The sequence below is a fragment of the Streptococcus sp. 116-D4 genome (assembly GCF_009731465.1).
Taxonomy (GTDB): domain Bacteria; phylum Bacillota; class Bacilli; order Lactobacillales; family Streptococcaceae; genus Streptococcus; species Streptococcus pseudopneumoniae_E.
Window position 1 is genome coordinate 309,628 of sequence record NZ_AP021887.1, and the last position, 19,400, is coordinate 329,027.

The window sequence follows — 19,400 nt, forward strand, 5'->3', positions numbered from 1 at the left end:
AGAAAGTTATGGCAAGTTTGTTAACACTTGAAAATATTCACAAAACATTTGAAGCAGGGACGGTCAATGAGAATCATGTCCTCAAAGGATTAGATTTAGAGGTTGAAGAGGGAGATTTTATCTCTGTGATTGGTGGAAATGGAGCAGGGAAATCCACTTTGATGAATATCTTGGCTGGCAATCTATCGGTGGACGAAGGTGACCTTTTATTGGCAGGCAAATCCATTAAAAATCTGAGTGTAAGAAAGAGGGCCAAGGATATCGCCCGTGTTTTTCAAGATCCGAAGATGGGAACGGCTTCTCGTTTGACGATCGAGGAGAATATGGCTATTGCCTTGAGACGTGGACAAAAAAGAGGTCTTGGTTGGGGCGTGAAAGAGAAGGATAGAATCCGGTTCCAAGAGGCCTTAAAAGAGTTGAATATTGGCCTTGAAAATCGCTTGAAAGTGGATACCCAATACCTCTCAGGAGGACAAAGACAGGCCTTGACCCTAGTCATGGCAGCTCTGGTGAAACCCAAACTTTTGCTTCTGGATGAACACACTGCAGCCCTTGACCCGAAAACGAGTCAAATGGTGATGGATTTGACGCAAAAGATTGTGGAACAACATCAATTGACGACGTTGATGATTACCCATGATATGAACCATGCGATTGAGTATGGCAATCGTCTCATTATGCTCTATCAAGGCAAGATAGTGGTGGATGTCAAGGGAGAGGAGAAAAAGCATCTAACGGTTGAAGACCTCATGCATCTCTTCCAGAAAAATAGTGGCCAAAGCCTAGTCAGTGATGAATTGGTTTTAGGATAAAGAAAAAGGCTGAGATCTAGTGTCTCAGTCTTTTATTAGTACAAATGGATAGGAAGAAATATGAAATTGATACTCTTCTAAAATCTATTCAAACAACGTAAGCTTTATCTGCAACCTGCGGCTAGCTTCCTAGTTCGCTCTTTGATTTTCATTGAGAATGAATTTGTATAGTTGTGTGATTATTTATGACTAGAAATTCTTCAAAGGATAGACACTAGGTTTAACTGTAATCTATCAGATGGTAACTAGATATACGATATTAAAACCAGTCCTCAAGACAAAAAGGACTGGTTTGTAGTTTAGAATATTATCTTAAAAGATATCAGTTAAATGGTAAATGAAATGCTACATACCAAACTTGTGTCACTCTCGGATGAGATAGCTCTCTAAATCACTCTTAAAAGTTTGTAGTTTTAATCCTTCTTGTTTTTTAATAAGAAGATTGATGTTAAGACTAAACTAAGTCCTGCTAAGAAGAGGAGTAAATTTGAGAATTCACCAGTTTCTGGAAGTTGTTCTCTGTGATGAGTATTTTCCAGCTGAGTTGGACTATCGGTAGTTGAAGCCTGTTCAAGGTTTATTGAAGTTGGTTCTGAAGGGGTTTCCATTGTCTTGTTTGGTGTAGTTTCTTGAGAATGGCTAGATTGATAGACTACCGCGTAGGTGCTAAAATGGCTAGTGGTAAATTCTGCCATACCATCTCGAACTGTAAAATCAAGTGCTTCCAATTCCTTAGTTGGACTTAGGTAATAGACATTTTCTACTTTAGATGAAATTGGTAAGCGAACCAAAACAGGGCCTTTTGGTTGCATATTGCTATTTGATTGGTTTTTAAGTTGAATATCATAAGCATCATATGTCTTACCAAATAGTTCTTGAGCTAGTACTTTCTTGCTAGAGACATATAAAATTCCCTCTAAGTTATTGCTATCACCGATAATTTCAACTCCAGTTTTTTCATCTTTTAAGACATGTGTCTGGATTTTAGGGACACTAAGAGTTGAAGGAGATTGGTCGTTATTGCTTCCGATAGGTTGATTAGGCTTAGGTGTGTTGACTTCAGATGGTTTGACTTCAGATGGTTTGACGTGTCCAGCGGTTCCAATAGGTTGAGTGTATTCAGGGCTGTTTACTACAGGTGGTTGTTCCTGTCCAGCGGTTCCGATAGGTTTAGTATACTCAGGGCTGTTTACTACAGGTGGTTGTTCTTGTCCGGCTGTACCTATAGGTTTAGTATACTCCGGAATATTTACTACAGGTGGTTGTTCCTGTCCAGCTGTAGCAATAGGATTTGTGTACTCAGGAATTTCAACTGTAGGAGCTGGCCCATTTCCTTTGCTTGTCGTTGATTGCTCTGTATCATTCTGGTTATCATCGACATTAGGAGTGAAGATACCAACAACTGGGCTACTTGTTGTATTTCCTTGGATAGAATAAGCCTCTATCACATTTCCAACCTTCCGATTAGTTTTATCAGGAATAGGGATTTGTACCTGATTTTCTTGGACTGATAGCACCGTCTGATCTCCAGTTGTAAGCAGGTGATGATCATCAACTTTTCGCAAAACGAGTGGATCTTTGACACCTGGGAAATTGATTGCAATTGCTTCCCAGTCTCCGGTTGGTAGAGTTAAGGAGACAGTTTTATCATTTGTCTTAAGAGGAGCAATACTTGGAAGGTCTAAACCAATAGCTGGAGATTTTATAATATCAAATGAGTCGAGGGAAATTTTCTTGCGTCCTTCTGGTGAGTTAGGATCAACTCTCAACGTCAAGGTATGTGGACCATCAGCCAGATTTGTGAATTCTCCAATAAAGGCTCTCTTTTCAGTTGCTTCTGAAGTATAGAAATCTAAACTAGGCATCTCTTTTCCATCTAGTGTCACCAGTGCTTTGCCCAATTCAGAGGTTTTTAAACCATAAATACGAATTCCTGTACCTGTGAAGGAAATAGTTGCTTGAGATTCTGAAGCTGCACTGGATGAATTGTTATTGATATCAGCATATTTCTCTGTAGCTTCGTAGAGCTCAGGGTCGCTCCAGTTTTTAAATTGAGAACCGTATTGGATTCGAGGGTCTCTGTCATCCATTTTTTCAATAGTACGCCCCTTTCCAGATAGAATTTTGAAGTAGTCAAGAATGATTCTTGATCCCTCATTATCTCGTCCTTTATTAGTTCGTTTCACACTGATAGTGAGTGTATGAGGCTTTTCTGATAATCCGGTGAAGCGACCGATTAAGCTGCTTTTTTCTGTTTCTCCAGCGGTATGGAAATCAAGTTCACCGACTTCTTTACCATCGATTTTTGCAGTTGCAAGGCCTAAATCAGATGATTTTTGCCCATAAACTTCAATTCCAACCCCAGTGAAAGGAATTGTGGCAGTGATATCTTCATCAGAATAATCATAGTATGAAAGATCAGCATATTTTTCAGTTCCTCTATATAACTCTGAATCTGTCCAGCTTCCAAATCCGGCACCGTATTGAATTCGACTATCTCGATCGTCCATCACTTCACTATAGGTTTCTGCACTTGCTTTTTCAGAAACTTGTGTCGAGACATCTCCGAACATGGCTTTAACAGTATAGGTATAAGCAAGCTTAGGATCTAGTGAGCTGTCGATAAAGTGAGTTTGATTGGTAACAAATTCTTTAATTACAGGAGCTTGACCTGAATCATTCTTTACTTCTCTTCGGATGATATAATTTGTCGCTCCATCTACTTGATTGAAGTTGAGTTCAGCAGCTAAGCCATTTTGTCTAGCGGCAGTTAAAAGTGTCACTCGGCCAGGGACCTGTTCGAAAGAAACAACATCACCTTTTTGAGTAGTAAGTTGGATACGATTGTTTTTAAGAACAGTTGCTTTGACAGGTTTGCCATTAACCTTGATTTGGCTAGCTTCGATATTTGGATAGTCTACGACGAGGTCTCCACCAACATTTGAAAGGAAGGACAGATTTTGAAGATTTTTATCTTTCCACTTCATATTGACTTCAAAGTTGCCACGAGCAATTAAACCGGATACTTGTCCATCTTTCCATACATCTGGGAGGGCAGGCAATGGTGAGATATAGCCAGTATGAGATTGAAGAAGCATTTCTGAAATACCACTGGTTGCACCAAAATTTCCATCGATTTGGAAAGGCGCGTGTGTATCCCAAAGGTTTTCAAGAGTTGAATACTTAAGTTGTTCTGCAAGTAGGCGATGGGCACGGTTACCGTCTAGCAGACGAGCCCAGAGGTTGATTTTATTTGCCTTAGACCAACCAGTCCCCCCATCACCTCTATGGTTCAAGGTAGTACGCGCGGCCTCTAAGTATTCAGCTTGGTCTTTGTTAAAGAGAGTACCTGGGAAGAGACCAACTAGGTTGGAAACATGCCGGTGATGCTTTTCTATCCCTTCATTGGTGAATTGCGGACTGTCCTCCTCGTACCATTCCTTGATGCGTCCTTCTTTGTTGATGTGAAGTGGTTTGAGTTTGTCAAATTTATCCTTGACCTCTGTGACTAAGTCTTGGTCGACTTTTAGATGGTTGGCTGCTTCCATATAATCATGGAATAATTGCCAAACAAGTGATTGGTCAAAGGTATTTCCAATGGTAATAGTACCGTGTTCTGGTGAGTAAGAAGGAGAAGACACCCAACGATCACTAGATTTGTCATAATGTAAGAAGGAATTCCAAAACTTAGCTGTTTCCTTGAGCATTGGGTAAATCTTTTCTTTGAGATAAGTTTCGTCCTTGGTGAATTTATAGTAGTCATAGACGTTCTGCATCATCCAAGCATTAGCAGCTGGAGACCAACCCCAATAGTAGTTCCAACCCGGAGTAGTCCAGCCAAAGGGTGTTGCTTGAGTGTGGACCAGCCAACCATTTTCTTGTCCATCTTTGGATTCGATGCCAGCGTATTCCTTAGCAGCAATACGACCATAAAAGCGCATGTCATCAATATAATTGATCATTGGCTTGGCGGTTTCAGCTAGATTGCTCATGTAGGCAGGCCAATAGTTCATTTGCAAATTGACATTGAGATGGTAGTCAGCGTTCCAAGGTGGATTGTCTACAGCATTCCAAACTCCTTGTAGGTTGGCAGGAAGGGCATCTGTGCGATCACGAGATGAACTAATCAATAAATAACGTCCGTATTGGAAGAAGAGTTCTTCCAGTTTTTGCCCTTTGGTAGGCGTGTAAGTTCGAAGTGCCTCTTTTGTAGTCAGGTTAGAGTTATTTCCGCCTAGATTTAATTTAACACGGTTGAAGAGCTTTTGATAGTCTTTGATATGGTCTTGCTTTAATGCTTCGTAGTCCTTTGCTTTAGCAACCTCTACGATATTTTTAACAGTTTTTTCGAGGTCAATTTCTTTTCGATAGTTTGTTTTTGGATTTTGAGCAAAGTTGGTTTTGGCACTGAGATACAAGGTGGCGTAATTCGCCCCTGTGACCGTTAAACTATCATCATGGACAGTAACGTTTCCGTCCGTTTTAATTCCTAGATAGGATGCAAACTGGAGGCCATTATCTTTGACCGTACCTTTTAGTAGGATACCATTCGGGTCTGTCGTAACATGGCCACTCTTGTAGTTAGAATACTCCGCTGAGTAGTCTCCGTTAGCAATCAAATCTTCTGTTAAGCTATTCCAAACTGTAAAATCAAGTTTTTTGTCCCCTTTTTGAGTCAAGTGGGTAACTGTAACATCATCAGGGTAGCTTGAGAAGGTTTCTCTTTTAAAGGTAGTCCCATCTTGGGTGTAAGAAGTTGTAGTAGTAGCTTCTGTTATATCCAAACTACGATGATAGTCTGTGACGTTCTCTAATCCTTTCTTTTGGTTGGTGAATACCATAGAGATATCACCAAAAGCTAGATAGCGACCATATTGGGGATTATTTGGACCAACTAGATTCTGTTCAGCGAGTTGTTTTGCTTTTTGACGATCTCCGTCTTCAAGAGCCTTACGAATTTCTGCTAAAATTTTATACCGCTCCTGGTAGTTTCCTCCATTATAGTCGGTACTGTCGGGACGTGGTCCACCCGACCAAAGAGTTTTTTCGTTGTATTGGATTCTCTCCTCACCGATGAGACCAAAAACCTTAGCACCCATCTCACCGTTCCCAACTGGAAGGGCTTGTTTTTCCCATCCATCATAGGAAGGAGCTGTTGGCTGATCGTAGTTGAGTTGATAGTTGTTTTGTTTTGTCACAGGTAGTTCTTGTTTTTCGGTTTCCTTATTTTCGTTAGGTTTGACAATAGCTTCGGTACTTGCTTGGTTAGCTGTAGCAGAAGTAATATCAGCCTCAACGGGTTTGCTTTCAGATGCACTATTGTCGGCTAGAACTGGTTTTGTATGATCAATTGGTTCGTTTGGCTGTGTGTGCTCAGTTAATTCACTTGCTTTCGTTACAGTGTCTGTCTTAACTGTAGTCTTCTCTAATGCAAGTTCGTTTTGCTTTACTTCGATAGTATCAGCAGAGACGGTATGACTAGCTAGAAAAACCGCTCCAAGCAAAACAGAGGCTGTGCCGACCGTTAGCTTCCGAATACTGTAGCGACAGGATTTCTCCCTACAAATTTTTTCCATAGAAACCTCCTTCATTAATTAAAAGCGCTTTCATTTTTTAAAAAGCGAACTTTCTTGTTTCTATATTGTGTTCTTACTCTAATTTTAAGAGCTAACGAGGTATTGTCAAGGGGATTTAAGAAGGATATATATTTGATATTGTTTTATATTAAAAAAGTGGAGGAAATGAATGGTAAGGGAGTGTTTTTTTATATTATTTCTAGTTTTAACTAGAAAGATAAGCCAACTTTAATTACAGCCCACCCCTCCCTGAAAGCGTAAAACAAACTGGTCAGGGTGGCTAGTTTGTGGTATAATGAAAGAGACTCAAAAAGAAACAGGAGAAATATGATGGATTTACTATTAGCAATTGTATTGATTGTGCTAGCTTTTCTAGGAGGAGCTCTTGGAGGAATGTACTTGGTTCGTAAGCAAATTGAAAAAGAATTCGCTGACAACCCACGTTTGAATGCTGAAGCAGTTCGTACTCTTTTGAGTGCAAATGGTCAAAAACCAAGCGAAGCTAAGGTACAACAAGTCTACCACCAAATCATTCGCCAACAAAAAGCAGCCCTCGCTAACAGCAAAAAGAAAAAATAAAAGCTCTTTTGAACTATAAATAGGAAAAGTCTGGGATGAAAGTTCCAGACTTCTCACTATGTTGGCTAAGAGTTTAAGGATGAGACTTTTTCCTTGCATTCTATTGATATTTGATTATGATTAATAGAGATAGTTGTTGATGAGGCAGTTATTCAGTTCTTACAGACAAGTAATCATAATGAACTATCAATCAGAAAAAAGACTAGAAAGAAGACTGTATGGATAATCGACCAATTGGTTTTTTGGATTCGGGTGTCGGGGGCTTGACCGTTGTGCGCGAGCTCATGCGCCAGCTTCCCCATGAAGAAATCGTCTATATTGGAGATTCGGCACGGGCGCCTTACGGGCCCCGTCCTGCTGAGCAAATTCGTGAATATACTTGGCAGTTGGTCAACTTTCTTTTGACCAAGGATGTCAAAATGATTGTCATTGCTTGTAATACTGCGACTGCGGTCGTCTGGGAAGAAATCAAGGCTCAACTAGATATTCCTGTCCTGGGTGTAATTCTGCCAGGAGCTTCGGCAGCTATCAAGTCGAGTCAAGGTGGGAAAATCGGGGTGATTGGAACGCCCATGACGGTCCAATCAGACATCTACCGTCAGAAAATTCATGATCTGGATCCGGACTTACAGGTGGAGAGTTTGGCCTGTCCAAAGTTTGCTCCCTTGGTGGAGTCGGGTGCCCTGTCAACCAGTGTCACCAAGAAAGTTGTATATGAAACCTTGCGTCCCTTAGTCGGAAAGGTGGACAGCTTGATTTTAGGTTGTACTCATTATCCGCTTCTTAGGCCTATCATCCAAAATGTTATGGGCCCTAAGGTTCAGCTGATCGATAGTGGAGCTGAGTGCGTACGGGACATCTCAGTCTTACTCAATTATTTTGAAATCAATCGTGGTCGCGATGCTGGACCACTCCATCACCGTTTTTACACAACAGCCAGCAGCCAAAGTTTTGCACAAATTGGTGAAGAATGGCTTGAAAAAGAGATTCATGTGGAGCATGTAACATTATGACAAATAAAATTTATGAATACAAGGATGACCAGGACTGGTATGTTGGGTCCTATAGTATTTTGGGTGGCATTCGGACTTTGACGGATGATGACTTAGAGTTTCCTTTGTTTGATTTAGCCAAAATCTTTCGAGATGAGGAGCGAGGTTTTCCTATTTCTGTGATTGTTTTACGCTATGATTCTCTCTACCGTTTATTGTCTTTTGTGGTAGATATTCTTAACCAAGAAGCAGGACGAAATTTGGAAGTCATTCAACGTCAGGGAGCTTTGCTCTTAGTTGAAAATGGGCAACTCCTGCATGTAGAATTGCCTAAAGAAGGTGTTGATGTAGAAGCCTTCTTTGAGACAAAGAAGGTCAAAGAAACCTTATTGATTGCGACTCGTAACGAGGGCAAGACCAAGGAATTTCGTGCTATCTTTGATAAGCTAGGCTATGATGTAAAAAATCTTAATGACTATCCTGACCTACCTGAAGTAGCAGAAACAGGCATGACATTCGAAGAAAATGCCCGTCTCAAGGCAGAAACGATCTCTAAATTAACAGGCAAGATGGTTTTGGCTGATGATTCTGGACTTAAAGTCGATGTCCTGGGTGGCTTGCCAGGTGTCTGGTCAGCTCGTTTCGCAGGTGTGGGAGCTACTGACCGTGAAAACAATGCCAAGCTCTTGCACGAATTGGCCATGGTCTTTGAACTCAAGGACCGCTCGGCTCAATTCCATACAACCCTAGTCGTAGCCAGTCCAAACAAGGAAAGCTTGGTTGTTGAAGCAGAATGGCCTGGCTACATTAACTTTGAACCTAAGGGTGAAAATGGCTTTGGCTATGATCCTCTCTTTCTTGTAGGAGAGACAGGCAAGTCCTCAGCTGAATTAACCCTTGAAGAAAAAAATAGTCAATCCCACCGTGCCTTAGCCGTTAAGAAACTTTTGGAGGTATTTCCATCATGGCAAAGCAAACCATCATTGTAATGAGTGATTCCCATGGCGATAGCTTGATTGTCGAAGAAATCCGTGACCGCTATCTGGGTAAAGTTGATGCCATTTTTCACGATGGTGACTCAGAACTCCGTCCTGATTCTCCCCTTTGGGAGGGTATCCATGTCGTCAAAGGCAATATGGACTTCTACGCCGGCTACCCAGAACGTTTGGTGACTCAACTTGGTCCTACAAAGATCATCCAGACTCACGGACATTTATTTGATATCAATTTCAACTTTCAAAAGTTGGACTACTGGGCTCAGGAAGAAGAGGCTGATATCTGCCTCTATGGGCACTTGCATGTGCCAAGTGCTTGGATGGAAGGCAAGACCCTTTTCCTAAATCCAGGCTCCATCAGCCAACCACGAGGAACCATCAGAGAATGTCTCTATGCTCGTGTGGAGATTGATGATAGTTATTTTAAAGTGGACTTTTTGACACGAGACCATGAGGTGTATCCGGGCTTGTCTAAGGAGTTCAGCCGATGATTGCCAAGGAGTTTGAGACTTTCTTGTTGGGGCAAGAGGAAACTTTTTTGACTCCTGCTAAAAATTTAGCTGTGTTGATTGATACCCACAATGCAGATCACGCGACCCTCTTGCTCAGTCAGATGACCTATACCCGTGTTCCCGTTGTGACAGATGAAAAACACTTTGTTGGGACGATTGGGCTCAGAGATATTATGGCTTATCAGATGGAGCATGACTTGAGTCAAGAAATCATGGCAGATACGGATATCGTTCATATGACGAGAACAGACGTAGCGGTCGTCTCGCCTGATTTTACTATTACGGAGGTCTTACACAAGCTGGTAGATGAGTCCTTCTTGCCGGTTGTGGATGCGTCAGAGGTTTTCCAAGGGATTATCACGCGCAAGTCTATCCTCAAGGCTGTCAATGCTCTCTTGCATAACTTTAGTAAGAAATATGAGATTCGATGCAAATGAGAAACAGGATTTCAGATTTCTTAGAGGACAAGCAAGGTTTGTCTGCCAATTCTAAGCAGTCCTACAAGTATGATTTGGAGCAATTTTTAGACGTTGTGGGTGAACGGATTTCTGAGACCAGTCTCAAGATTTACCAAGTCCAGCTAGCCAATCTAAAAATGAGCGCCCAGAAGCGAAAGATTTCGACCTGTAACCAATTTCTCTACTTCCTCTATCAGACAGGAGAGGTGGAAAGTTATTATCGTTTGGAATTAGCTAAACAAGCTGAAAAGAAGGCCGCTAAGCCAGAACTGTTAAACCTAGACTCTTTTTGGCAGGAAAGTGCCTATCCAGAGGGTCGCTTGCTAGCACTCTTAATCCTAGAAATGGGGCTCTTGCCCAGTGAGATTTTAGCTCTCAAGGTTGCGGATATCAATCTGGACTTTCAAGTGTTGAGAATCCAGAAGGATTCCCAACAGAGGATTGTCAGCATTCCCACGCCCTTACTTTCAGAATTGGAACCCTTGATGGGGCAGACCTACCTCTTTGAAAGGGGAGGGAAAGCCTATTCTCGTCAGTGGGCCTTTCGTCAGTTAGAATCTTTTGTCAAGGAGAAAGATTTTCCATCCTTATCAGCCCAAGCTTTGCGGGAACAGTTCATTCTAAGACAAATAGAAAACAAGGTCGATTTGTACGAAATTGCAAAAAAATTAGGATTAAAAACAGTCCTGACCTTAGAAAAATATAGATAATGGATATTAAACTAAAAGATTTTGAAGGACCTCTGGACCTGCTCTTGCACTTGGTTTCTAAGTACCAGATGGATATCTACGATGTGCCCATTACGGAAGTCATCGAACAGTATCTAGCCTATGTCTCGACCCTGCAGGCTATGCGGCTGGAAGTGACGGGGGAGTATATGGTCATGGCTAGTCAGCTCATGCTGATCAAGAGCCGTAAACTCCTCCCCAAGGTAGCGGAAGTAACAGATTTGGAAGATGACCTGGAGCAGGATCTTCTTTCCCAAATTGAAGAATACCGCAAGTTCAAGCTCTTGGGGGAACACTTGGAAGCCAAGCACCAAGAACGGGCCCAGCACTATTCCAAAGCGCCGACAGAGTTGATTTACGAAGATGCGGAGCTTGTGCATGACAAGACGACCATTGATCTCTTTTTGGCTTTTTCAAATATCTTAACTAAGAAAAAAGAGGAGTTTGCACAAAATCACACGACCATCTTGCGGGATGAGTATAAGATTGAGGACATGATGGTTATCGTGAAAGAGTCCTTGACTGGACGAGATCAATTGCGCTTACAGGATTTGTTTAAGGAAGCCCAGAACGTCCAAGAGGTCATCACCCTCTTTTTGGCAACCCTAGAGTTAATCAAAACCCAGGAGCTGATCCTCATGCAAGAGGAAAGTTTCGGAGATATTTATCTCATGGAAAAGAAGGAAGAAAGTCAAGTGACCCAAAGCTAGACGTCATAGAGAGGAAAGATGAGTACTTTAGCAAAAATAGAAGCGCTCTTGTTTGTAGCGGGTGAAGATGGGATTAGAGTCCGCCAGTTAGCTGAACTCCTCTCTCTGCCACCGACAGGCATTCAGCAGAGTTTAGAAAAAATAGCCCAGAAGTATGAAAAGGACCCAGATTCCAGTTTGGCTCTGATTGAGACAGGGGGCGCTTATAGATTGGTGACGAAACCTAAATTTGCAGCTGTTTTGAAGGAATATTCCAAGGCACCAATCAACCAGAGCTTGTCTCGGGCTGCCCTTGAGACCTTGTCCATCATTGCCTACAAACAACCCATCACACGGATAGAAATTGATGCCATCCGTGGGGTAAACTCGAGTGGGGCTTTGGCAAAGTTGCAGGCTTTTGACTTGATACGAGAAGATGGGAAAAAAGAAGTGTTGGGTCGCCCCAACCTCTATGTGACTACGGATTATTTCCTAGATTACATGGGAATTAACCATTTGGAAGAACTGCCAGTGATTGATGAGCTTGAGATTCAAGCCCAAGAAAGCCAATTATTTGGTGAAAGGATAGAAGAAGATGAGAATCAATAAGTATATTGCCCACGCAGGTGTGGCCAGTAGGAGAAAAGCAGAAGAGTTGATCAAGCAAGGTTTGGTGACGGTTAACGGCCAAGTGGTACGTGAACTAGCAACGACCATCAAGTCAGGCGACAAGGTCGAAGTTGAAGGTCAACCTATCTACAACGAAGAAAAGGTCTATTATCTGCTTAACAAACCACGCGGTGTCATTTCCAGTGTGACAGATGACAAGGGGCGTAAGACGGTTGTCGACCTCTTGCCCAATGTGAAGGAGCGCATCTACCCTGTAGGTCGTTTGGACTGGGATACATCAGGAGTCTTGATTTTGACCAATGATGGGGATTTTACGGATGAGATGATTCACCCTCGTAATGAGATTGACAAGGTCTATGTCGCGCGTGTTAAAGGTGTGGCCAATAAGGACAATCTCCGTCCCTTGACCCGTGGACTTGAGATTGATGGTAAGAAAACCAAGCCAGCTGTCTATGAGATTCTCAAAGTGGATCCAGTCAAAAACCGCTCTGTGGTGCAGTTGACTATCCATGAAGGGCGTAACCACCAGGTTAAAAAGATGTTTGAAGCTATCGGTCTTCAAGTGGACAAGTTGTCACGGACTCGTTTTGGACATCTAGACTTGACAGGACTCCGTCCGGGAGAATCTCGTCGTCTTAATAAAAAAGAAATCAGTCAACTACACACCATGGCTTTAACCAAGAAATAATGAAACGAATTTTAATAGCGCCTGTGCGCTTTTACCAACGGTTTATCTCACCAGCCTTTCCACCCTCTTGTCGCTTTGAGCCTACCTGCTCAAACTACATGATTCAGGCTATTGAAAAACATGGCTTCAAGGGTGTTTTGATGGGCTTAGCTCGGATTTTACGTTGCCATCCCTGGTCAAAAACAGGGAAGGACCCCGTCCCAGACCATTTTTCCCTCAAACGGAATCAAGAAGAAAAATGAGGCTAGGTAAAAATATTTTAGTGAAATGATAAAAACGCATCCTATCAGGTTTGAGTGAGCTTGATAGGATGCGTTTTATCATGTAAAGATGTGATTGAGTTTGAAGCAGCTTATTTTAAAGCTTTTTGTGCGTCTTCAATCATGAGTTTAGTTGATTCAAGACCGCCTCCACTTAGATACCAGAGGTCTGGTGTTAGTTGGATAATTTTACCATTTTTAGCTGCAGGTGTTTCAGCAATGAGGGCATTTTCTAGGACGCCATCGTTGCTTGAGTTGTCACCACCGATAGCAAGGGTACGGTTGATGACAAAGAGGATGTCAGGATTGATTTCTTTGACACTTTCAAAGCTGACTTCTTGTCCGTGGCGTGAGTCTTCGAATTTAGTGTCAGTTGGCTTGAATTTCAAGGTTTGGTACAAGAAAGAGAAACGAGATTGGGCACCAAAGGCAGCCATTTTTCCTTCGTTGAGGAGGATAGCAAGGGCTTTTTTGTCAGAACTTTCGTTTTTAGTTGCGACTTCTTGGATGCTCTTGTCTAGCTTGGTCAATTCTTCCTTGGCTTTCTGTGTACCAGTTTCACCAAAGGCGCTTGCTAAGGATTCGATATTAGCCTTGGTAGAAGTCCAGTAGTCTTCTTTTCCTGCTTCAAAGAGCACGGTTGGAGCGATTTCTTTGAATTTGTCTACGAACTTTTGGGTACGTGGTGAAGCAATGATCAAATCTGGCTCAAGAGCAGCAATGGCTTCTAGGTCTGGCTCAACCATAGAACCAACATTGTTAACTTTTCCAGCTAGGTCTTTGAGATAATTCGGAACAGTTTTTGTAGGCATTCCAACGATATTCTTTTCAAATCCTAGAGCACGAATAGTATCCGCAGCGCCGAGGTCAAAGGTAACAATCTTTTCAGGGACTTTTGAAAGTGTGACTACACCTAGTGAACTTTTAATGGTTACCTCTGTTGGAGCAGAGCTACTTGACTCCGTCTTACTAGTGCTTGAGTTTGTGTTTGTACTACATGCACCAAGTAGAAGCAAGAAGCTGGCTGCTAGGGCAGTGAGGTAAAGTTTAAGGGATGTTTTCATGATTTCTCCTTTTTAAAATGTGATAACGATTTAGGGAGTCTCTAGGTTTTATTGACTAAGAGACTGAAGGTTCTATAACTTGAGTTTCTATGTTACTAGCTATAGATACAGATCTTTTTGCCATTGATATCAGCTAGCGTGATGGGAATCTCATAGAGTTGACTGAGCAGGTCAGCCTGCATGATTTGATTGGTTGTTCCCTTGCTAAAGACTTGACCGTCCTTGAAGGCAACAATTTCATCCGCATATTGGCTAGCCATGTTGATATCGTGGAGGACGATGATAATGGTCTTGCCGAGCTCTTCCACTAGTCGCTTGAGAATCTGCATCATACTGACACTTTGTTTGATGTCGAGATTATTGAGTGGTTCGTCCAGCAAGATAAAGTCTGTATCCTGGGCCAGTACCATAGCGATAAAGACCCGCTGGAGTTGTCCTCCAGACAGGCTATCGATGTAGCGGTCTTTTAGGTTAGTCAGTTCTAAATAGGTCAGGGTTTCTCGGATTTTTTCCCAATCTTCTGGTCTCAGTCGACCTCGGCTGTAGGGAAAACGTCCAAAACTGACTAGTTCTTCAACCGTCAATTTGGCTTGGTAATTGATCTTCTGCTTTAGGATAGTCAGCTCTTGAGCCAGTTCTTGCGAATTCCAACTTTCAATTTCACGACCTTTGATACTGAGAATCCCCTGATCCTTCTTGGTCAGTCTGCTCATGATGGAGAGGAGAGTCGATTTTCCAGCACCATTGGGACCAATAAAGGCTGTCAGTTTCTGAGGACTGACTTCAAGCGAAATGCCTTGCAAAATATCCTGTTTTTGAATGGATTTGCCAATGTTTTCCAGTTTCACTGACGCGCCCTCCTGTAGAGTAAGATAAAGAATAAAAGGCCACCCACGCTCTCGATAATCATGCTGATGCGAATTTCCAGTGCAAAGACTCGTTCAATCAGGGCCTGTCCCAAGGTTAAGCTAATAAATCCAATCAGAATGGCCACGATAAAGAGTAGCTTGTGCCGATAGTCTTTGACAATCAGGTAGGTGAGGTTGGCTAGCATAAAACCGAAGAAGGCCATAGGTCCTACTAAAGCTGTGGCCGTTGAGGTCAAAAGCACGATACCCCAGAGGAGTTCTCTCTGTTCTTTTTCAACATCGAGTCCCAATATCTGAGCTGTTTCTCTTTGCAAGTGCAAGACATCCAGAATGACTGCTTTTCGAAAGAAAAAGATGGTCAAAGCAAGGATAATCAGAGAACCAATGGCTAGGATGGAAGTGTTGAGATGTTGAAAGGAAGCAAAGAGACTGTTTTGCAGTTTATCGTATTCGTTTGGATCCATCAGAACCTGAAGGAAGGTACTGCTATTTCGAAAGAGACTTCCAAGGGCTAGACAGATTAACAGAATGAAGACCAGATCTTGTTTCATCAGTTTCTTCAAGTAGCCTTGCAAGGCGAGAAAGAAGAGGGATTGGACGAGAAGTAAGATTAGAAATTCTAAGATAGGAGACTTGCCAAGTTGAAGAAACTTGCTTTCAAAAACTAGTAGTAGAGTTTGCAGTAGGATATAGAAGGATTCGATTCCCAAAATACTTGGCGTCAGGAAGCGATTTTCTGTCAGGGTTTGAAAACTAATGGTCGAAATCCCTGTCGCGATAGCTACTAAGAGATAGACGATGATCTTTTGGGAACGCAACTTCCAAGCAAAGGCAGACAGCTGGGTGATAGACCAAAAGTAGAGGAGAGAAGCTCCGATGGCTAGAATAATGAGAAGCCAGAAGAGCTTGGTATGTTTGCTTTTAAACTGCATCTTTTCGTCCCCCTCTCCATAGAAGTAGGATAAAGAAGAGGCTACCGATGATTCCTAGCAAGAGACTAACAGACAGCTCATAGGGCCGAATCAGAACTCGAGAGAGGATATCGCAGGCCAGAACCAGATTGGCTCCGACCAGCGCGACCATGAGTTTGGTCTGACTTAGATTATCTCCATAGCGCTTACGGACTAGATTAGGAACGATAACCCCGAGAAATGGTAAGGCACCTACGGTAATCATGGTGACACTTGTCGTTAGCGCCACCAAAAAGAGGGCCAGCTTTTCAAGTAGGGAGTAAGAAATCCCCAAACTTTCACTGGTTTCTTTGCCTAAATTCATGATGGTAAAAGTTTGGGATAATTTCCAAACGGTCATCAGGATAATGAGCCCTAAGAAGAGCCACTCATACTGATGGGTCTGAATCATGGTGAAGGATCCCTGGGTCCAAGCTGTCATACTCTGAACCAGATTGAAACGGTAGGCGATAACTTCTGTTATAGAACCGATAATCCCACTATAGATAATCCCGATCAGAGGTAACATCCCCCTTTCCTTTATAGAAAAAATAGTCATAAAGGCTAGGAAGAAGAGAGTAAAAACAATCGATGAAACAAAAGCAAAGAGCATCTTTTGGGTCAGACTAGCTGATGGAAAGACAAAGAGGCTCAATACCATTCCTAGTTTGGCGGCTTCAGTAGTTCCAACTGTACTCGGTGCAGCAAATTGATTTTGAGTGATGGTCTGCATGAGGAGCCCTGCCATGCTCATACTAGAGGCGGCCAGGAGAATGCTGATGGTTCTTGGGAGACGCGATTCTTGAAAGAGAAGCCAGGTCTGCTGGTCAAAAGCAAAGAATTTTGCCCAAGAAAAATCACTGGTTCCAATGGTGATGGAGAGAAAGACCAGGAGTAGAAGTAAACCTGTTAAAAGATGAGAGAGTTTCATACCCCGTCCTTTCATGTAGATTTGGTACCCAAAGATACCTGCGGATATAAATGTAACATGATTTCTTTAATCTGTCAATAAATTTTCTGACAATTTAATAAATAAAACAAGGAGAGAGCCACAAGACTTTCTCCTTTGTTAACCTATTCTAAAATATTTTTACCTTCTTTAACACGCCAACGATAATCTGATAAAATAATATCTTCGAGGGAGTAGCTAGTCTTCCAATCGAGATATTTTTTTGCTTTTGATGCGTCTGCTAGGACGCTAGCTGGGTCACCAGCACGGCGAGCAACAATTTCGTGTGGTATTTTTTGATTCAGTAATTCTTCAGCAGTTTTAAAGATTTCTTTGACGGTATAGCCTTTTTCAGTTCCTAAGTTAAAGATTTGAGAAGAACTGTCTTCTTGAAAGAGGTAGTTCATTCCTTTAACATGAGCTTGTGCAAGATCCAAGACATGAATGTAATCTCGAATACATGAACCATCACGTGTATCGTAGTCATCTCCAAATATTTTTAGACTATCATTTTGTCCCAATGCAGTTTTGTTGATATTGGGAATGATATGAGTTGGATTTTTTACACGTAGACCATTTGAAGCATCCATTTCAGCCCCAGCTACATTAAAGTAACGGAAAATGACATATTTCCAATCGTAGCGATTGGCCATCCAGTAAATCATTCGTTCGCCCATCAATTTTGTTTCTGCATAAGGATTGACAGGGTCGAGCAGGGTATCTTCAGTAGCTGGTTTGTCAATACAGTTATTACCATAGAGGGAAGCAGTCGAAGAGAACATGATTTTTTGAATGCCAACTTCAGATAGGACTTTGAGAACTTGGTTCATACCAGCAACATTGGCAGTGAAGTATTTACTTGGATTTTCAATACTTTCGCTCACAACAATTTCACCTGCACAATGGAGAACAGCATCAATTTGATTTTCTTCCAAATAAGCCTTTAAGGCGCTAGCATCATAAACATCCAGTTGTTTAAAGCTAGCACGACTATCTACAGCCGCTCGATTTCCTGTAGAGAGATTATCTAGGACATGCACCTGGTAGTCAGCATTTAAAAGAGCTTTAACGGTATGGGAGCCAATGTAGCCAGCCCCACCTGTAACAAGAATTGTTTTGGTCATGATTTTTTCCTTTTCTAGTTTTGTACTATTTTAAAGAAATAAGAAAAGAAAGTCAACTACTTTCTGCAAATTTCATGAAAAACTGAACAAATATAGCATGGAATTGTTTTTTTGTTTGGGAATTAATAGTTTGCTTGGTCTTGAAATCGTTCTTAGAATTCACCTCATATGCAAGAAAATACTATCCTTTTCTAAGATAGAGCAAGACTAATACTCTTCGAAAATCTCTTCAAACCGCGTCAATGTCACCTTGCCGTAGATATAGGTAACTGACTTCGTCAGTCTTATCCATAACCTCAAAGCAGTGCTTTGAGCAACCTGCGGCTAGTTTCCTAGTTTGCTTTTTGATTTTCATTGAGTATAGGATACTAACATAGAAATCCAACTTCCCGCTATCCTTCTCCTATAAAAAGTGGTAAAATGGATGAAAGAAAGAAGGAACTGAAATGACAACATTATTTTCAAAAATCAAAGAAGTAACAGAACTTGCTGCGATCTCAGGTCATGAAGCGCCTGTCCGTACCTATCTTCGTGAGAAGTTGACTCCGCACGTGGATGAAGTGGTGACAGATGGCTTGGGTGGTATTTTTGGTATCAAACATTCAGAAGCTGCAGATGCACCGCGCGTCTTGGTCGCTTCTCATATGGATGAAGTTGGTTTTATGGTTAGCGAGATTAAGTCAGATGGTACTTTTCGTGTCGTAGAAATCGGTGGTTGGAATCCTATGGTGGTTAGTAGCCAACGTTTCAAACTCCTGACTCGTGACGGTCGTGAAATTCCTGTGATTTCGGGTTCTGTTCCTCCACATTTGACTCGTGGTAAGGGCGGGCCAACTATGCCTGCTATTTCAGATATCGTCTTTGACGGTGGTTTTGCAGATAAGGCTGAGGCAGAAAGCTTTGGCATTCGTCCTGGCGACACCGTCGTACCTGATAGTTCTGCAATCTTGACAGCCAATGAAAAAAATATCATTTCAAAAGCTTGGGACAACCGCTACGGAGTTCTCATGGTGAGTGAGTTGGCAGAAGCTCTGTCAGGTCAAAAACTGGGAAATGAACTCTATCTTGGCTCTAATGTCCAAGAAGAAGTTGGCCTTCGTGGTGCTCATACTTCTACAACTAAGTTTGACCCAGAAGTCTTTCTGGCAGTTGACTGCTCACCAGCAGGTGATGTCTACGGTGGTCAAGGCAAGATTGGGGATGGAACCTTGATTCGCTTCTACGATCCAGGTCACTTACTCCTCCCAGGTATGAAGGATTTCCTTTTGACAACGGCTGAAGAAGCCGGTATCAAGTACCAATACTACTGTGGAAAAGGCGGAACAGACGCTGGCGCAGCTCATCTGAAAAATGGCGGTGTCCCATCTACAACTATCGGTGTCTGCGCTCGTTATATCCACTCTCACCAAACCCTCTACGCTATGGATGACTTCCTAGAAGCTCAAGCTTTCTTACAAGCCTTGGTGAAAAAATTGGATCGTTCAACGGTTGACTTGATTAAACATTATTAAAAATAAGGGAGGTG

Annotated in this window: 18 protein-coding genes; 12 read left to right on the top strand and 6 right to left on the bottom strand. The window is 42.1% G+C overall.

Going from position 1 to position 19,400, the window contains the following annotated elements:
- Positions 1 to 8 precede the first annotated feature (8 nt).
- Positions 9 to 812: an ABC transporter ATP-binding protein gene (locus UKS_RS01610; protein WP_156011508.1), complete on the top strand. Its 804-nt coding sequence runs from the start codon at positions 9 to 11 to the stop codon at positions 810 to 812.
- A 413-nt stretch (positions 813 to 1,225) separates the two neighbouring features.
- Here UKS_RS01610 and UKS_RS01615 read toward each other — a convergent pair whose 3' ends face one another.
- On the bottom strand, positions 1,226 to 6,388 hold the full coding sequence (locus tag UKS_RS01615; RefSeq protein ID WP_156011517.1) for an SIALI-17 repeat-containing surface protein: 5,163 nt from the start codon (positions 6,386 to 6,388) through the stop codon (positions 1,226 to 1,228).
- 330 nt (positions 6,389 to 6,718) lie between these two features.
- On the opposite strand from UKS_RS01615, the gene UKS_RS01620 reads away from it, so the two are divergent.
- From UKS_RS01620 to yidD, 10 genes are all read left to right on the top strand, one after another.
- Complete coding sequence (locus tag UKS_RS01620; RefSeq protein WP_156011520.1) at positions 6,719 to 6,967, top strand: YneF family protein; 249 nt, start codon at positions 6,719 to 6,721, stop codon at positions 6,965 to 6,967.
- A 218-nt stretch (positions 6,968 to 7,185) separates the two neighbouring features.
- Positions 7,186 to 7,980, top strand: a complete 795-nt coding sequence (gene racE, locus UKS_RS01625; RefSeq protein WP_156011521.1) for a glutamate racemase — start codon at positions 7,186 to 7,188, stop codon at positions 7,978 to 7,980.
- Positions 7,977 to 8,948, top strand: a complete 972-nt coding sequence (locus UKS_RS01630) for a nucleoside-triphosphate diphosphatase (protein ID WP_156011522.1) — start codon at positions 7,977 to 7,979, stop codon at positions 8,946 to 8,948. Before racE ends, UKS_RS01630 begins: the two co-directional genes overlap by 4 nt.
- Complete coding sequence (locus tag UKS_RS01635; protein WP_156011524.1) at positions 8,924 to 9,445, top strand: metallophosphoesterase; 522 nt, start codon at positions 8,924 to 8,926, stop codon at positions 9,443 to 9,445. The genes UKS_RS01630 and UKS_RS01635 overlap by 25 nt, the downstream gene beginning before the upstream one ends.
- Positions 9,442 to 9,903 (top strand): cyclic-di-AMP-binding protein CbpB, encoded by a 462-nt coding sequence (gene cbpB / locus UKS_RS01640; protein ID WP_156011526.1) that lies wholly within the window; start codon positions 9,442 to 9,444, stop codon positions 9,901 to 9,903. Before UKS_RS01635 ends, cbpB begins: the two co-directional genes overlap by 4 nt.
- Entirely contained in the window at positions 9,900 to 10,634 is a 735-nt protein-coding gene (xerD, locus tag UKS_RS01645; RefSeq protein ID WP_332066853.1) for a site-specific tyrosine recombinase XerD, read from the top strand. Before cbpB ends, xerD begins: the two co-directional genes overlap by 4 nt.
- Complete coding sequence (locus tag UKS_RS01650; protein WP_156011530.1) at positions 10,634 to 11,362, top strand: segregation/condensation protein A; 729 nt, start codon at positions 10,634 to 10,636, stop codon at positions 11,360 to 11,362. The genes xerD and UKS_RS01650 overlap by 1 nt, the downstream gene beginning before the upstream one ends.
- 18 nt (positions 11,363 to 11,380) lie before the next feature.
- A complete protein-coding gene (gene scpB, locus UKS_RS01655) occupies positions 11,381 to 11,950 on the top strand; it encodes an SMC-Scp complex subunit ScpB (protein WP_156011532.1) in 570 nt (189 codons plus the stop codon).
- Complete coding sequence (locus tag UKS_RS01660) at positions 11,937 to 12,659, top strand: pseudouridine synthase (RefSeq protein WP_156011534.1); 723 nt, start codon at positions 11,937 to 11,939, stop codon at positions 12,657 to 12,659. Before scpB ends, UKS_RS01660 begins: the two co-directional genes overlap by 14 nt.
- Positions 12,659 to 12,901 (top strand): membrane protein insertion efficiency factor YidD, encoded by a 243-nt coding sequence (yidD, locus tag UKS_RS01665; RefSeq protein ID WP_000821624.1) that lies wholly within the window; start codon positions 12,659 to 12,661, stop codon positions 12,899 to 12,901. Before UKS_RS01660 ends, yidD begins: the two co-directional genes overlap by 1 nt.
- Before the next feature lie 110 nt (positions 12,902 to 13,011).
- On the opposite strand, the gene UKS_RS01670 is transcribed toward yidD, so the two are convergent.
- The 5 genes from UKS_RS01670 to galE all read right to left on the bottom strand — a co-directional run bounded on the left by UKS_RS01670 (position 13,012) and on the right by galE (position 17,875).
- On the bottom strand, positions 13,012 to 13,983 hold the full coding sequence (locus tag UKS_RS01670; protein ID WP_156011536.1) for a siderophore ABC transporter substrate-binding protein: 972 nt from the start codon (positions 13,981 to 13,983) through the stop codon (positions 13,012 to 13,014).
- Between the two features lie 95 nt (positions 13,984 to 14,078).
- A complete protein-coding gene (locus UKS_RS01675; RefSeq protein WP_156011538.1) occupies positions 14,079 to 14,831 on the bottom strand; it encodes an iron ABC transporter ATP-binding protein in 753 nt (250 codons plus the stop codon).
- Positions 14,828 to 15,784: an iron chelate uptake ABC transporter family permease subunit gene (locus UKS_RS01680; protein WP_156011540.1), complete on the bottom strand. Its 957-nt coding sequence runs from the start codon at positions 15,782 to 15,784 to the stop codon at positions 14,828 to 14,830. Before UKS_RS01680 ends, UKS_RS01675 begins: the two co-directional genes overlap by 4 nt.
- Complete coding sequence (locus UKS_RS01685) at positions 15,774 to 16,733, bottom strand: ABC transporter permease (RefSeq protein ID WP_173020433.1); 960 nt, start codon at positions 16,731 to 16,733, stop codon at positions 15,774 to 15,776. Before UKS_RS01685 ends, UKS_RS01680 begins: the two co-directional genes overlap by 11 nt.
- A gap of 143 nt (positions 16,734 to 16,876) precedes the next feature.
- On the bottom strand, positions 16,877 to 17,875 hold the full coding sequence (galE, locus tag UKS_RS01690; protein WP_156011543.1) for a UDP-glucose 4-epimerase GalE: 999 nt from the start codon (positions 17,873 to 17,875) through the stop codon (positions 16,877 to 16,879).
- A 446-nt stretch (positions 17,876 to 18,321) separates the two neighbouring features.
- On the opposite strand from galE, the gene pepA reads away from it, so the two are divergent.
- Positions 18,322 to 19,386: a glutamyl aminopeptidase gene (gene pepA, locus UKS_RS01695; protein WP_156011545.1), complete on the top strand. Its 1,065-nt coding sequence runs from the start codon at positions 18,322 to 18,324 to the stop codon at positions 19,384 to 19,386.
- Positions 19,387 to 19,400 lie beyond the last annotated feature (14 nt).

What these genes read in the sequence shown, in the direction of transcription:
- UKS_RS01610 (WP_156011508.1), top strand. Translation starts at nt 9, where the DNA reads ATGGCAAGTTTGTTAACACTTGAAAATATTCACAAAACATTTGAAGCA.
- UKS_RS01615 (WP_156011517.1), bottom strand. Translation starts at nt 6,388, where the DNA reads ATGGAAAAAATTTGTAGGGAGAAATCCTGTCGCTACAGTATTCGGAAG.
- UKS_RS01620 (WP_156011520.1), top strand. Translation starts at nt 6,719, where the DNA reads ATGGATTTACTATTAGCAATTGTATTGATTGTGCTAGCTTTTCTAGGA.
- racE (WP_156011521.1), top strand. Translation starts at nt 7,186, where the DNA reads ATGGATAATCGACCAATTGGTTTTTTGGATTCGGGTGTCGGGGGCTTG.
- UKS_RS01630 (WP_156011522.1), top strand. Translation starts at nt 7,977, where the DNA reads ATGACAAATAAAATTTATGAATACAAGGATGACCAGGACTGGTATGTT.
- UKS_RS01635 (WP_156011524.1), top strand. Translation starts at nt 8,924, where the DNA reads ATGGCAAAGCAAACCATCATTGTAATGAGTGATTCCCATGGCGATAGC.
- cbpB (WP_156011526.1), top strand. Translation starts at nt 9,442, where the DNA reads ATGATTGCCAAGGAGTTTGAGACTTTCTTGTTGGGGCAAGAGGAAACT.
- xerD (WP_332066853.1), top strand. Translation starts at nt 9,900, where the DNA reads ATGAGAAACAGGATTTCAGATTTCTTAGAGGACAAGCAAGGTTTGTCT.
- UKS_RS01650 (WP_156011530.1), top strand. Translation starts at nt 10,634, where the DNA reads ATGGATATTAAACTAAAAGATTTTGAAGGACCTCTGGACCTGCTCTTG.
- scpB (WP_156011532.1), top strand. Translation starts at nt 11,381, where the DNA reads ATGAGTACTTTAGCAAAAATAGAAGCGCTCTTGTTTGTAGCGGGTGAA.
- UKS_RS01660 (WP_156011534.1), top strand. Translation starts at nt 11,937, where the DNA reads ATGAGAATCAATAAGTATATTGCCCACGCAGGTGTGGCCAGTAGGAGA.
- yidD (WP_000821624.1), top strand. Translation starts at nt 12,659, where the DNA reads ATGAAACGAATTTTAATAGCGCCTGTGCGCTTTTACCAACGGTTTATC.
- UKS_RS01670 (WP_156011536.1), bottom strand. Translation starts at nt 13,983, where the DNA reads ATGAAAACATCCCTTAAACTTTACCTCACTGCCCTAGCAGCCAGCTTC.
- UKS_RS01680 (WP_156011540.1), bottom strand. Translation starts at nt 15,784, where the DNA reads ATGCAGTTTAAAAGCAAACATACCAAGCTCTTCTGGCTTCTCATTATT.
- UKS_RS01685 (WP_173020433.1), bottom strand. Translation starts at nt 16,733, where the DNA reads ATGAAACTCTCTCATCTTTTAACAGGTTTACTTCTACTCCTGGTCTTT.
- galE (WP_156011543.1), bottom strand. Translation starts at nt 17,875, where the DNA reads ATGACCAAAACAATTCTTGTTACAGGTGGGGCTGGCTACATTGGCTCC.
- pepA (WP_156011545.1), top strand. Translation starts at nt 18,322, where the DNA reads ATGACAACATTATTTTCAAAAATCAAAGAAGTAACAGAACTTGCTGCG.